This is a genomic window from Pantoea sp. X-Soil-OKNW-556 (genome assembly GCF_059730695.1).
In genome coordinates, this window is record NZ_AP035991.1 from 320,090 (window position 1) to 334,391 (window position 14,302).

Genomic DNA, 14,302 nt, shown 5'->3' on the forward strand with positions numbered 1-14,302 from the left:
GGCGTTTTCCGTCTGACGATTACTGATTACGGCAGTTTATATGCAATCACATAATCACCCAATTTGGTGCCAAACGAGCCGTGACCGCCCGCCATAATCACCACATATTGCTTACCATCAACCGAGTAGGTCATTGGCGTGGCTTGCCCACCGGCTGGCAGGCGCGCCTGCCACAGCAACTCACCATTCCGCACGCTATAGGCGCGCAGGTAGTTATCCAGCGTACCTGCCACGAAGAACACATTGCCTGCGGTGGTCACCGGGCCACCCAACATCGGCACACCCATTTTGAACGGCAGCGGCACTGGAGCACTGTCACGTACCGTACCGATACGTTTTTTCCAGACAATCTGGTGATTTTGCAGATTGATCGCCGAGACGAAGCCCCACGAAGGTTGCAGACAAGGCAGGCCAAACGGCGACAGGAACGGATTCAGCTCCACGCCATAGGGCACACCGTACATATGTTGCACGCCAGACTCAGAACCTGAGCCAGCGGCACCATCGGCACCTGGCTCGATTGGGTTACCCGGCCCGCGCGGGATCAGTTTCGAGATAAACGGCATCGCCATCGGGTTGGCAATTGCGATCTGACGGTCGGTATCCACCGCAATGCCACCCCATTCGAACATGCCGAAGTCACCAGGGAATACCAGTGTCCCCTGCTCTGACGGCGGCGTGAACGGGCCTTCATAACGCAGACGATGGAACATCACGCGGCACACCAGTTGGTCAAACATGGTGGCGCCCCACATATCCTTGCCCTGCAATTTCTGCTGAGGACGGAAGGTCAGTTCAGAGAACGGTTGGGTTGGATTCAGATGATCGCCCTGCGCTGGACCCTGTGGTACCGGGGTTTCCGGTGCCGGAATCACCGGCTTGCCGGTTTCACGATTCAGTACAAAGATGTTGCCGGTTTTCGCCGGTACATACACCACCGGAACGGTGTTGCCATCTTTATCGGTGATATCCGCCAGCGTCGGTTGCGACGGCAGATCCATATCCCACAGGTCATGATGCACCGTCTGATAGAACCAGGCCAACTTGCCGGTTGACGCGTGCAGCGCTAACAGGCCGCTGGCAAAACGCTCTTGCTCCGCCGTGCGGTTGCCACCCCAGATATCCGGTGTGGAGACGCCCATCGGCAGATAGATAATGTCACGTTTGGCATCATAAGCGGCAGGTGCCCAGGAGTTCGGTGAGTTAGCGGTGAAGGTTTCACCATCCGCAGGCAGCGCATTGGGATCTTTAGCACCCGGGTCAAAGGCCCACACCAGTTTGCCACTGTTGATATCGAAACCACGAATGACGCCAGAAGGCTCGTGGGTTGACAGGTTATCCGTGACTGAACCTGCGATGATCACCATATTATCGGTGACAATTGGCGGAGATGTCGGTTCGTAGCCACCCGGATAGGCATTTGGCTGCAGATGTTGCAGATTCAGTTCACCATTGTTGGCGAAGCTCTGGCAACGTTCACCGGTCTGAGCATCCAGCGCAAACAGACGGCCATCATCCACCGGCAGGAAAATGCGGCGCGCGCAGATGGCAGGCTGGCTGGCGTTGCTCGCTGCGGCCGTTGGCATTTCATGGTACGACACGCCACGGCAGGTGATGTGCTGGAAAGTCGGGTCTGACTTCAGCTGCGGGTCAAAACGCCACTTCACTTTGCCGCTGGCAGCATCCAGCGCAATCAGAATTTGATGTGGGGTACACAGATACAGCATGTTGCCGATTTTCAGCGGGGTCACTTCATTGGTGATCTCGCCAGGATCATTCGCGGTTTTGTGGTCACCCGTTTCGAACTGCCACGCAACCTGAAGATCCTTGACGTTGTGTTCATTGATCTGTTGCAGCGGTGAATAACGGACGCCTTCCTGGGTACGGCCATAGGCTGACCAGTCTTCCGCCGGAACGGTGGATGTCGCCGGGGCTTTATCGGTCAGCGGCAGCTCACCGTTGATTTCCTGGGGATCGTGCAGTGCAGAACCGGCCAACAACGCCACATTAACCAGCAGCGCGACCAGCATCGCCCCCAACGGTTTGTTGTTGCTGACAGAGAATTGACGGTAGCTGAAAGGCAGAATTAACCAGATACCCAGCAACACCCAGATATCCAGACGTGGAACCAGCGTCCAGTAATCGCTCCCGGCTTCATGCCAGGCCCAGATAGCGGTAAAGAACAGAATCGCAGCGTAGAGGTAAAGCGCACTGCGCTTTCTCTTCAGCAATAGCCAGCTAAACGCTGCCATTGCCAGGCCGCTAATCAGGTAATAAGCACTGCCGCCCAGCGACAGTAACCAGACACCACCAATCAGCAGCCAGGCAGCGCAAACCACTGAAAAGAGTAGCGTTAACAAATTTAGAATTCGGGAAGCCCGTGACATTTTATTAACCTTGAAGGAAAAAGCGTGACAACTGTAAAGAAACTACAGCATTAGTGTAATCGTTATCACAATGTTGCTACATTATAATTCCGTGCGATATTTTTAAGAAAAGTCACTTACTTGTTAAAATACATAAAGTTAAATAAATTCCGCGAGTTGAAGATAAATATTCGGTATTATTCCGCTGATGTGGAAAAGGGAAGCAAAAGCACAGGTTGTGGAAGCGATACCACTAAAATAAAAGAGCGGCCAAACAGGCCGCATTGTTGCCGGACAGAGGATGCCAGAACGCGTTGCCGTATGTTGTAATTAAGATGTTTATCCCTGCCAGCGCGACTGCCGGATAATGTGACAGAAATTCATCGGCTGAAACGCGGGATCCTTATCCTTCAGGACATCGGCTTTCACATTGCCAAAGGTGGTTTGCGGACGATGTTTGATACCGTCATAGAATGCCTGAATGATCTCTTCCTTGAAACTGGCGCTACGCGGATGTTGTGCCACCACGGCCTCCCGGTCATCCGCCGCAAACCCTTCATAGCCGATCCCCAGTACGTCCATCTCCACGCCTGCCGTGACCAGCGCAATTTCCGGGGCCATAAACTCCGGAATGCCAGGGGTGGTATGTAACGCAATGCCCGTCCAGACTTTATCGATTTCGCCCTCTTCCACCCCATAACCGCGTAAAAACTCACGCGCCGCATTGGCTCCATCCACTTCAAAACGCTTATCGCAGCTGCAATGTTCATGGGTCAGCCCGATATCGTGGAACATGCAGCCAACGTACAGCAACTCATGGTCGACTTTCAGATTGCGTTGCTGGCCTGCTAAAGCCGCCCAGTAATAAACCCGGCTGGAATGGTTGAACAGCAGGTCAGATTCAGTGTCACGGATAAAAGCGGTTGCGTCTCGCATCATCTGCGTATCGGGAATGCGAATGCCTTGTACGGTGAAGTTCATCATGTGTCTCCTGTTGGATGTCTGGCTGCCATTCTAAAAGGATGCGAGAATGTCTACATTAGTCATGAATTGACGATTTCGGACATTGCGATATAAACAGACTCAGGAGATGAAGATGGTGCATAACGTCGTGATATTGGCGGTGCCTGGCGTCCAGCTGCTGGATGTGGCAGGCCCACTGGATGCATTTGCTGAAGCCAACCGCATTCTGCATCGTCAGGTCTACCAGCCGAGGGTGATGTCATTAGCGGGTCGGGAGATTGTGGCCTCTTCCGGTGTCAGACTCTCCGCCGATTGCCAATTGGACAATCCTGTTCCTGAAGGCGCGATGAGTTTTCTTATCGCAGGTGCCCCAGATGCCGAGAATTTTTCCCTCAACGCGATACAACTTGCCGCCATCACCCCACTCTGTCTGCACAGCCAACGTTTTGGCTCGGTGTGTACTGGCGCGTTATTGCTGGCACAAACTGGCTTGCTGGATCATCGCAGAGTCACCACCCACTGGTCGGTTGCCAAAACCCTGACGCAACGCTACCCGGCCATTGCGCTGGACGCTGATGCGCTCTATGTCGCGGATGGCCCACTGCGCACGGCGGCAGGCGTCACATCGGGCATGGATTTAGCCCTGCGCTTTATTGAAGAAGATGTGGGGCGTGAAGTGGCGCTGGATGTTGCGGCGAATCTGGTGATGTTTTTCAGGCGGCCTGCCGGACAAGGGCATTTCGTACGTAAACAGCAGACCTCTCTGGACGGTCGTTCAGCATTGCAGGATCTGCAACGCTGGACATTATCGCATCTGGCTACGGTAAAAAGTGTTGCGCAGATGGCCGCGCATATCCAACTCAGCACCCGTCATCTGAACCGCCTGTTTCATCAGGAAATGGGCGTCAGTTCCGGTGAGTGGCTGGAGGAATCCCGCATCACCCTGGCGCGCGAGCTGCTGACCGCCAATCACCCGGTAAAATCTATCGCCGCGCTCTGCGGGTACAGCAGTAGCGATGTGATGCGGCGAGCATTCATTAAAGTCACCGGTTTAACGCCGGCGGTGTATCGGAAGATTTATGCGGGGCCAGAGCCTGTTGCAGATAGCCAATAAACAATCGTGTTTTGGTATTGACGTATTTGGCGTTAAGCGTAACAGCAAACAATGAGATCACCGGACAACGATAATCCGGCAACACCTCGACCAAATCGCCTGTCTGTAAATGCGGTTGCACCACAAATTCAGGTCCATAGACAATTCCGGCATGTTGTAAGGCCAGTTCAACCATTATGCCGGTGTTGTTGGCGAGAACGCGACAGCTGGGCACGATTTGACTCACCTCACCGCTGGCGGCGCTAAAACGCCACGGCGATGTTGTCATGGTACCCGAGTAACCTATCAGGACGTGGTGATACAAATCCTCCGGCAACACCGGCATACCCGCCCCCGCCAGATAACGAGGCGTGGCACAGGCTAATAAGCGATAATCGATGATACGTCGGGCAACCAGATCCGAGTCAGGCAACTGGCCGATACGAATCGCCAGATCAACCCCCTCATCAACCAGATCGATAAAGCGATCAAGAAGCTGCAACTGAATATCGACCTGCGGATAATCACGCATAAACGCAGCAATTAACGGTGCCAGATACAGGGTGCCAAAGGTGACCGGGGCCGCGATGCGCAGGCTTCCCTGCGGGGAAATATGTTTCGCTGTGGCTTCCTGCTCCGCTTCACGAATATCGTTCAGGATACGTTTTGCTTTTGCAAAGTAGGATGCACCGGCATCGGTGAGGTTTAACTGATGGGTGGAGCGTTCCAGCAACCTTACCGATAGCGCTTCCTCAAGCGCGCTGAGGTAGCGCCCCGCCATAACGGCGGAGAGACTCAATCGGCGCGCCGCGGCCGCGATGCTACCCTCTTCTACCGCGGTGACAAATACTGACATGCTAACGAGTCGGTCCATCCTGCCCTTACCTTGTATATATTTTTAGTACTTACCATAGCTATTTTCTCGCTGATTCCAAACCATTACGTTGTTGCAGATACTGTTGCTGACGATTTCTCAGACGACGAGGCAACAATGAAAATAGTCAGCAAGGGTGTAGAACTGCATGTAACCGATAACGGCAGTGGCGATATTGCATTGGTTTTTATGCATTTTTGGGGAGGTTCTTCTGCAACATGGTCTTCGGTGATCAATCTCCTCAGCCATACATTCCGTTGTGTCGCGATTGATGCACGCGGTTCAGGAGAGTCAGCGGTTGGTGGGCAGGGCTATCGCACTGCTGACCATGCCGATGACGTTTACAATGTGATCAAAGAGTTAAACTTGAAACGGGTGATTTTAGTTGGACACTCAATGGGTGGGAAGACGGCCCAACTGCTCGCCAGCCGTCTGAATCAGGAGGTCGAGGCTCTCGCGCTGGTGGCTTCCGCCCCGCTCGCCCCGATGAACATCAGTGAAGAACAGCGCAGCCAGATGCGTATGGCTTACAGCAGCCGTGAATCGGTGCTCTGGACACTGGAAAACGTCTTAACCGCAGGGCATTTGACGGCTCAGCAACAAGAAATGCTGGTCCGGGATGCGCTTCGCGTCAGTGACGACGCGGCAGATGGCTGGATCTTTACGGCATCGCGTGAGGACCTGCGTGCTGCCGCCGAACACATCCATCTGCCAATCATCATTATGGCGGGTGAGCACGACCGGGTTGATCCTCCCGCAGTGGTTCAACAGGCGATCGCCGGACTTTATCCCTGGGCTGACGTCCATATCATCCCCGGTAAAGGCCATCTGCTGCCGGTGGAAGCCGCGCAAACGGTGGCAAACCATCTCAGCACCTTTGCCAGCTCAATACAGGGTTAACCCTGCCCCTGACAGCCTGCCTGTCAGGGCTTTTCCCGTTGATCGAGGTGCAACTGGAGAAAGGTCAGATCCAGCCAGCGGCCAAATTTGTTACCCACCTCACTGACGCGACCGGCATCGCGAAAACCGAGTTTTTTATGCAAAGCAATCGAGGCTGTATTTTCCGACTCGATACCCGCAACCATCACATGTTTTCCCTGTTGCGTGGCGTGGGTGATGAGCGCATGCATCAACGCTTCCCCAACGCCTTTGCCACGCGCAGTTTTCAGCACGTACACCGAGTGTTCCACGGTAAAGCGGTAACCATCCCACGGACGCCAGTCACCATAGGAGGCGTAGCCAAGCACCGCCTCATCAGCATTAACCGCCACCAACACCGGAAAACCGGCGTGCTGACGGTCAGCCATCCACTGCACACGGTTCGCCACATCGACCGTTTTATCATTCCAGATTGCCGTGCTGTGCAGCACCGCGTCGTTATAAATGTCGGCAATCACTGCCGCATCCTGCTCCACTGCCGGGCGTATATTCATTCTGGACACCTCATGGTTCTGTCACTAAAGTAGATGGTTCGTTCACTATATTATTTATCTACTATGTCAGACGAAAAATCCAGTAAAGAAGACAGCATAAATATCCGTATTGGACAAAAAGTAAAAGCCGAGCGGGAAAAACGCGGCTGGTCACTGACCGATTTGGCGGATAACTCTGGGGTTTCCCGCGCCATGATCCACAAAATTGAACGCGGCGAAAGCAGCCCGACGGCGACCCTGTTGGCGCGACTTGCCGGTTCTTTTGATATGAGTATGTCGCAGTTGATCGCCCTGAGCGAAGTGCAGACCGGCACCCTGATCCGACAGGCGCAGCAACCGGTCTGGCAGGACCCAGAGACCGGTTATATTCGCCGTCATGTCTCACCAGGTCAGATACCTGTGGATCTGGTCAGTGTCGATTTACCGGCCGGGGTGAGCGTGCCAATGCCAGCGATATCCTATCTGTCACGGCGTCAGTTGATTTGGGTGCTGGAAGGAACGCTGAGTTTTCAGGAAGGGGATCATACCTTTGAAATGCAGCAAGGTGACTGCCTCGAACTGGGGGATCCCAGCGACTGCATCTTCAGCAACACCACAACGCAGCTCTGCCGCTATGCCGTGGTGGTGCTGAAAAATGCGTAATCTATTTCGCGGGCTGAAGCGTGATGCGCGTCAGCTCGGAAGGACGACCTAAGCGCACCGCCATCCCCGGCCACAACGCCGTGCCGTTGTTAACGTACAACTGCATCCCTTCCACCGCATACAGGCCCGAAACATAGCCGCCATTGGGTTTGGCAAACAGGCGATCAAACCCGGCGATTAACCCGCCGTGGGTATGCCCGGAAAGCTGCACGTCAGCCCCCTGCGCCGCATTTTGTCGGGCATTGCGCGGTTGATGATCCAGCAACACGACCGGGGCACGCTCCGGCGCGCCCACCAGCGCACGCGCCAAATCCGGACCAGGAGCACCTCTGCCCGGTGCTGAAGCATCGGTCACCCCGGCAATCACCAGACTGGCTCCATCACGCGCCACCACCGTATGGCTATTGAGCAACGGCTTCAGCCCCAGCGAGGCGAGGTGATCGGTCCAGGCCGCCTGCTCAAAGAAATATTCGTGATTGCCGGTGATGGCAAACACGCCATCCGGGGCGTTAAGGCCGCGCAGCGGTTCAACATCAGCGCGCCGATTTTTCAGAGTGCCATCAATGACATCGCCGGTGATCACAATCAGATCAACATCAAGCGCCATCGCTTTTTTCACCATCTTCGTGGTCCACCGGGCATTGAACAGCTTGCTGATGTGCAAATCCGTCAGTTGCAGCAGTTGGTAGCCCTCAAATTCTGGCGGCAGGTTTTTGATGTTAAACACCACATCCTTGACCGGCGGCACGCGTATCGCCTGATGCACGCCGACCGCCGCCAGCAACATGGCGACGCCCCCTGCACCATAACGCAACGCGGGAGCTATCGTCAGCGGATGTCCCAACAACAGCGCAAGCAATGCCGCCGCATCCATCACCACCTGCAACATGGCGAGGAACAGCACCGCACAGAAGGCCCAGTTGAACAGGATGATCACCGGACGCGGCATTTCTGGCGACATGATACTGCCGGAGGTGAAGCGACTGAAAAACAGGTATTGCGTGGCGAGCAGCACCACGGCAGAAAACACCAGCTTCACCGCGAGTGGCAAGGCCAGGGGCGCAATAAAGCGCGCGATAACATACCAGCCGGGAATGCTGAAGATCAGGTGAAACATCGTGAGTCCCTGGGAATTGAATAAGGTTAAGGCAGCACAGTATCCAACAAAAAAAAGACAGCGGCTTTTCAAAACAGGCGGTTTCGGTTACCTCCCGCGGCGCTGCAATTTGCAGCAAACGATCTCCATCCGGATGTACAGACGTCTGGATGTAGATTATAGTGCGTGCGCAATGTAGCACCGCGATTTATCGCGTAATCGTGCGGAAAAGGTCAAAATCCGCGCGATAAGTCGCACCGCTACGCGAGAAATGCGCACCAGATTATCCAGATATGCTGAAGGGAACGTCGTTATGAATAAAAAATTACTCTCCGTACTGTTGGCCGCATCCGTTACGCTGCTCAGCGCCTGCAATAAAGACAACGACAACAGTGTCAAGGTGGCGATCAACACCGGACCAGACCAGGCGCTGTGGGACACCGTTAAGCAGGTGGCGCATGACAAATATCATCTCGACGTCGATGTGGTGGCTTTTAACGACTACGTCCAGCCTAACGAAGCGCTGTTCAACAAAGATGTCGACGCCAATGCCTTCCAGAGCCTGCCGTATCTGGAAATGCAGTCCAAAGAGCGTGGCTATCATTTTGCCGTGATCACCAATACCTTCGTGTTCCCGATTGCCGGTTACTCACGCAAGATCAAGTCATTAAAAGATCTGCCGGATGGCGCGACCATCACCATTTCCAATGAAGCTACCACCCTGGGCCGCAGCCTGCTGCTGTTACAGGCGCAGGGGCTGATTAGCGTGAAACCGGAAGCGGGCCTGCTGCCAACGACGCTGGACATTACCGCTAACCCGAAAAACCTCAAGTTTGTTGAAGTCGATACGCCGCAACTGGCGCGCACCCTCGACGATCCACAGGTCTACGTTTCGATCATCAACAACAACTTCGCCGCGCTGGCGAACCTGTCAGCCTCGCGCGATGGCATGTTTATGGAAGGCAAAGCATCGCCTTACGTGAACGCCATCGTGGCGCGTGAAGATAATAAAGACAGCCCGAATATTCAGAAGCTGAAGGAAGCCTTCCAGTCACCCGAAGTGCTGAACAAAGCCAACGAGATTTACAAAGGCGACATTATCAAAGGCTGGTAAGCATTGAGGACGCCGCGCAGCCCAACGCCTGCGCGGCGACTGACTTAATGTTTCAGGGTAACCAGATTATCCTGCTCGCTGCCATCACGTCCGACAGACGGATTACGGTCACAGGCTTTGGGTAATTGTGTGGTAATCAACCCCGCGACTACCAGCGATCCGGCCAGCCAGCACACCGCCACATTTTGTCCGTACAGCATGGTCATCATCCCGACCAGATACGGCCCGCAGAATCCGCCCAGATTACCCAACCCGTTGATCACCCCGCGCGCACTTCCCGCTACTTCCGGCGCAGCGATACGCCCGGGAATCGACCAGAACGGGCTGGTAGCGGCCTTGAGGAAGAAACCACACACCACCAGCGCGATGTAGGCGGCGACCACGTTATGATGCAGCACCACCGAGGCCAGCAGCGCCGCAGCAAAGCAGAACAACGACACCATCACCCACAGACGGCGCTTACCGGTACGATCGCTCAGCCATGAGATGGCATAGATACCGAGCAGCGTGGCGACGAAGGGCAAGGCCGCCAGCAGACCGATACCGGTCATATTCGAACCGGTCAGGTTTTTCAGGATGCTGGGCAGCCACAGGGTGTAACCGTAATCGCCGGTCTGATAGAAAAAGTTCAGCGCCACCAGCTTCATCAGCCCCGGATTGCGGAACACTGCTTTTAACGGCGCTTTGCTTACCGGTGCCACAGCGCGCGCAGCCGCACGTTCCCGATGCAGTTCGCGCAGCAGCCACTCCTTTTCGCGCTCCGGCAACCAGCGTGCTTCTTCAGGGCGGTCACTTACCACCAGCCACCACACCAGCAGGATCACCGCCGACAGCCCACCTTCGATAATAAACAGCCAACGCCAGTCCAGCGCATTGATGATGTATCCAGAAATCGGTGCGGTGAACATACCGCCCAGCGGCGCGAACATCATCACAAAAGCATTCGCACGCCCTAACTCTTTTTCCGGGAACCAGTTACTGACCATCGTTAAGACAACCGGCAGCATTCCCCCTTCCGATACACCCAACACAAAACGCAGCGCCAGCAGCTGATAGTGGTTAGTGACAAAGCCGGTCGCCACCGACACCACCGTCCATGCTACCAGCGACCAGGCGATAAACCGCTTGCCGCTGCCATTAACCGCAATGCGCCCACCCGGCACCTGCAAGAAAAGATAACCAATGAAGAAAATACCGCTGATGATGCCCGCCATCTGGCTGGTAATGGCGAGATCCTGATCCATGCCACCCGGCAAGGCAAAACTGATGTTGACGCGGTCCATGAAGGAGATGATGCAAACAATTAAAATCGGCGCAATAACGCGATACCAACGTGTTCCGGGAATAGAGTCCTGCATAACGCCCCCTTCGAATAGATGCTTAGCACTGCTATCTATTAAAGAGAGTCTGGAAAATATTTTTGCGACCAACATCACTGCAAAACGTGTTAACAAAAGGTGTTACACGCAGCGTGATGAGGCAATGAAATCAGCGCGATAAATCGTGCCGCTACAACAAAATAACGGTTTAAACATGGCGTAGCGGCGCGATTTATCGCGCGAATCTTGCGACAAGTCACAACGGCTGTAACACATCGCCGTAACAAAATGGGCCAGGTGATCAGCCTGGCCCTATTAATCACAACTATTTTTTGCCTTTACGCCGCAGCATCACACTCAGCGCCACCCCGGCCAGCACCAGGATAATCACCCCAATGATGCCCGGCACCACCAGCGGTTGCAGGCGGACCAGCAGTGGCGGATGACCGCCTTTCCGCACCCAGGCCACATCGCCTGCCGTCACGGTGACGTCAGGGTTGCCGTAGTTTTTCAGCACAAAGTTGCTGATATCGGCTACCTGTTGATCACTCAACTTATCAACATAGGATGGCGAGCTGAAGCCCGGCATCAATACCTGATGGTCGGTGGTATCACGCTGAACACCAAACAGAATCGCCGCAATCAGGTTGTTGGGATTGCGCATACCGGTTGCGGTGTTGTGGAACAACGAGGGATAAGCCTGGTTGGCACTCCCCGCCCCATCCGGCTGGTGACAGCTGGCGCAGTTGCCGCTAAACAGCGCGGCACCGTTGGTCAGCGAGTGGTTAGCGTTATTCGGGTTGCGTCCACGCAGGCTGTTTTCCACATCCATCGGCGCGCCGTAGCTGAAGGCCGGTTGCGTTTCTCCCTCATCACGCAGTGGCGTCGTGCCTTTGAGGTAAACCGCAATGGCGTGCAGATCGCTGTCCGGCAGGTATTGCAGGCTGTGCTCCACCGCCTCCGCCATACCGCCCGCTGCCTGGTTTTTCCCTGGCGCACGTCCGGTTTTCAGATACTGCACCAGCTCGTCATCACTCCAGCCGCCAATGCCGCTGATCGGGTCTGAGGTGATATTCGGCGCATACCAGCTTCCTAATGGACCACCAGCCAGCGGGCGATCCTGTTGTTCCTGCATCATAAAACCGCGCGGCGTATGGCAGGTATTGCAGTGCGCCAGTCCGTTAACCAGATAATTGCCCCGATTCCATTCGGCGCTTTTGCTGCCATCGTTTTGCCACATTTTGTCGTTAGCAAACATCATGTTCCAGAACCGCATACTAAAACGCAGACTGAACGGGAAAGGCAGATGGGTTTGTGGATTCTGTTTTTCCACCGGCTGTACGCCATGCATCAGGTAGTAATACAGGGCGTGCACATCGGCGTCGGTCATCATGCTGTAGGAGGTGTAAGGCATTGCCGGATAGAGCTGCGCCCCATCGGCACGCACACCATGACGCACCGCCGCTGCGAACTCGGCTTCACTGTAGTGACCAATACCGCTTTGCGATGGGGTGATGTTGGTGGCGTATATCACCCCCATTGGCGACGCGATGCCATAGCCGCCGCTGAACGCGGTTTTACTGCCGGGTGCGGTATGGCACGCCTGGCAGTCCGAAGCGATGGCAACCTGCTCGCCCTGCTGCAACAGATGGGTATCGAGCGATGCGGCCTGAACGCCAAACGTCACCAGGGCCGCCAGGCTGCTGGCAATTAATCTCTTCATGCCAGTGTCCTCATACGCTGCGCGATATCATGCGCGGCTTTCAGTCCCAGTGCCGCCATAGTCAGGGTGCTGTTCACAACGCTCGCGGAAGGAATCGCCCCGCCGCCAGGCAACCACAGGTTTTCATGGTCAAAGGCGCGACAATTACCATCCACCACCGCGTCTTTACCGCTTTTACCCATAATCACGCCGCCCATAATATGGTTGTTGGCGTTGAGGCCCTTGCTGATGGTGAACTCTTTACCGTTGAACAACTGCCCGATATGTTCCAGTTGCGCATGCGACACCTCGGCCCCTTTACGCACATAATCACCGACATCGTAATAAATATCCGGGCACGGCAGACCGTGAGGATCATTGCGGGTTTTGCTTAACGTCAGACGGTTTTCCGGGTCCGGCAAAGGTTCGAGGCTGATAGAGATATCCACGCTGTGAATCGAGCGATAGCGAATTTCCTCATCCAGCGCTTTGCCCACCAGACCTTTTTTCAACGCCTGCTGCGTTGCCGCCACCACGCGTGAGATGTTATTGAGGATCATTTTGTTTGCCGAATAATCACGACGGAAATCGCCATCGCGATAGCCCACCATGCAGCTACTCTGCGCCGGGCCACGTCCCAGCCAGACCGGTTCTTCAGTCAGGAAGGAACAGTGGAAGCCGGAGTGGTCCATCATGTTGCGTCCCACCATATCTGATGCGTTGGCGATGCCATTCGGGTTACCGCCGTTGGCTGCCATCAACAACAGACGCGGGGTTTCGATGCCGTTACAGGCCAGGGCAAAGGCTTTGCCGGTGGCCTTGTGTGAGGCACCGGAACTGTCCTTCCAGTGCACCGCCGTCACCCGGTTGTTGTCATCGGTATCGATTCTGTAAACCACCGCTTCCGCCAGCACCACCGCACCGTTGCGCTCCGCACGTTCAATATGGTGAATACCGTTGTACATCGCCCCGATCGGGCAAATCGGCTGACAGTTATTGTTGCCGCAGCAGGTAGGACGCCCCTGCCACGGACGGGTGCTGCGTCCCTGGGGGATTGGCACCAGATTGTAACCATGCGGGTTCACCACGCTGGCAAAGTAGTTATCACCGTGGGCAAACGGCACCATCTCCATCGGATAAGGCTGGCTGCGTTCAGACGGGGATTGCATCGCCACATTGTTCGGTCCCGCGACGCCGATTTCGTTTTCCGCCCGACAGTACCAGGGTTCCAGCTCGTCATAGCTGATCGGCCAGTCGCGACCCACGCCATATTTCGACTGCATCACAAAATCGCTGGGATGGTGACGCCAGCAGGATGCCGCCCAGTGCCAGGTGGTGCCGCCGACGGTACGCAGGTAGCCCTGTTGAAAACTGGCGGCGTTAGGGCCGGTGACGTTGACATAGTTATTCGGCGGGAAATAGAGCGGTGCCGGGGCAAACTTTGACTGCGGATATAACCCCTGAAAATCGGAACCGGCGCGATTGGCAAAGGGCATGTTGCGCCAGTTTTCCACCGCCTGTGCACGATCGATACGTAAACCTGCTTCCAGTACCAGTACGGAATAGCCCTGACTGACCAGTTCATTGGCCATCAAACCACCCACCACACCGGAGCCCACAATAACAATGTCTGCGGAGGCATCGCCCTGCGCAGAGAAAATCGGTTTTTTCATGGTTTTCTTCGTTTTTTATAAGGAGTG

12 protein-coding genes are annotated in these 14,302 nt (G+C 55.2%); 4 read left to right on the plus strand and 8 right to left on the minus strand.

What is annotated here, in order from left to right; translation table 11 throughout:
* Window positions 1-26 precede the first annotated feature (26 nt).
* Both AC6I8T_RS22150 and AC6I8T_RS22155 read right to left on the minus strand, forming a co-directional pair.
* The gene (locus AC6I8T_RS22150) at window positions 27-2,387 is read right to left on the minus strand and encodes a glucose/quinate/shikimate family membrane-bound PQQ-dependent dehydrogenase (protein WP_497834411.1); all 2,361 of its coding nucleotides are present in this window, start codon (window positions 2,385-2,387) and stop codon (window positions 27-29) included.
* A gap of 318 nt (window positions 2,388-2,705) precedes the next feature.
* Complete coding sequence (locus AC6I8T_RS22155; protein WP_208726588.1) at window positions 2,706-3,347, minus strand: HD domain-containing protein; 642 nt, start codon at window positions 3,345-3,347, stop codon at window positions 2,706-2,708.
* Window positions 3,348-3,462: 115 nt separating this feature from the next.
* Here AC6I8T_RS22155 and AC6I8T_RS22160 point away from each other — a divergent pair, with 115 nt between their 5' ends.
* Window positions 3,463-4,443, plus strand: coding sequence for a GlxA family transcriptional regulator (locus AC6I8T_RS22160; protein WP_497834412.1), 981 nt, complete (start codon window positions 3,463-3,465; stop codon window positions 4,441-4,443).
* Here the strand turns inward: AC6I8T_RS22160 and AC6I8T_RS22165 are convergent.
* Complete coding sequence (locus tag AC6I8T_RS22165; RefSeq protein WP_208725612.1) at window positions 4,373-5,296, minus strand: LysR family transcriptional regulator; 924 nt, start codon at window positions 5,294-5,296, stop codon at window positions 4,373-4,375. The genes AC6I8T_RS22160 and AC6I8T_RS22165 overlap by 71 nt on opposite strands.
* A 117-nt stretch (window positions 5,297-5,413) precedes the next feature.
* On the opposite strand from AC6I8T_RS22165, the gene AC6I8T_RS22170 reads away from it, so the two are divergent.
* Entirely contained in the window at window positions 5,414-6,196 is a 783-nt protein-coding gene (locus AC6I8T_RS22170) for an alpha/beta fold hydrolase (RefSeq protein ID WP_208725613.1), read from the plus strand.
* Window positions 6,197-6,219: 23 nt separating this feature from the next.
* Here AC6I8T_RS22170 and AC6I8T_RS22175 read toward each other — a convergent pair whose 3' ends face one another.
* The gene (locus tag AC6I8T_RS22175) at window positions 6,220-6,729 is read right to left on the minus strand and encodes a GNAT family N-acetyltransferase (protein ID WP_208725614.1); all 510 of its coding nucleotides are present in this window, start codon (window positions 6,727-6,729) and stop codon (window positions 6,220-6,222) included.
* 63 nt (window positions 6,730-6,792) lie between these two features.
* Between AC6I8T_RS22175 and AC6I8T_RS22180 the strand changes: the two genes are divergently transcribed.
* Window positions 6,793-7,371, plus strand: a complete 579-nt coding sequence (locus AC6I8T_RS22180) for an XRE family transcriptional regulator (protein ID WP_208725615.1) — start codon at window positions 6,793-6,795, stop codon at window positions 7,369-7,371.
* A 1-nt stretch (window position 7,372) separates the two neighbouring features.
* On the opposite strand, the gene AC6I8T_RS22185 is transcribed toward AC6I8T_RS22180, so the two are convergent.
* Window positions 7,373-8,488 carry a metallophosphoesterase gene (locus AC6I8T_RS22185; RefSeq protein ID WP_208725616.1) on the minus strand — a complete coding sequence of 372 codons (1,116 nt, stop codon included), beginning with the start codon at window positions 8,486-8,488 and terminating at the stop codon, window positions 7,373-7,375.
* Between the two features lie 292 nt (window positions 8,489-8,780).
* On the opposite strand from AC6I8T_RS22185, the gene AC6I8T_RS22190 reads away from it, so the two are divergent.
* Window positions 8,781-9,581, plus strand: coding sequence for a MetQ/NlpA family ABC transporter substrate-binding protein (locus AC6I8T_RS22190; protein WP_013511579.1), 801 nt, complete (start codon window positions 8,781-8,783; stop codon window positions 9,579-9,581).
* A 44-nt stretch (window positions 9,582-9,625) separates the two neighbouring features.
* Here AC6I8T_RS22190 and AC6I8T_RS22195 read toward each other — a convergent pair whose 3' ends face one another.
* The 3 genes from AC6I8T_RS22195 to AC6I8T_RS22205 form a co-directional block, all read right to left on the minus strand.
* Window positions 9,626-10,939, minus strand: a complete 1,314-nt coding sequence (locus tag AC6I8T_RS22195) for an MFS transporter (protein WP_208725617.1) — start codon at window positions 10,937-10,939, stop codon at window positions 9,626-9,628.
* A 286-nt stretch (window positions 10,940-11,225) separates the two neighbouring features.
* A complete protein-coding gene (locus tag AC6I8T_RS22200; RefSeq protein ID WP_497834413.1) occupies window positions 11,226-12,623 on the minus strand; it encodes a c-type cytochrome in 1,398 nt (465 codons plus the stop codon).
* A complete protein-coding gene (locus AC6I8T_RS22205) occupies window positions 12,620-14,275 on the minus strand; it encodes a GMC family oxidoreductase (RefSeq protein WP_208725619.1) in 1,656 nt (551 codons plus the stop codon). Before AC6I8T_RS22205 ends, AC6I8T_RS22200 begins: the two co-directional genes overlap by 4 nt.
* Window positions 14,276-14,302: the final 27 nt, after the last annotated feature.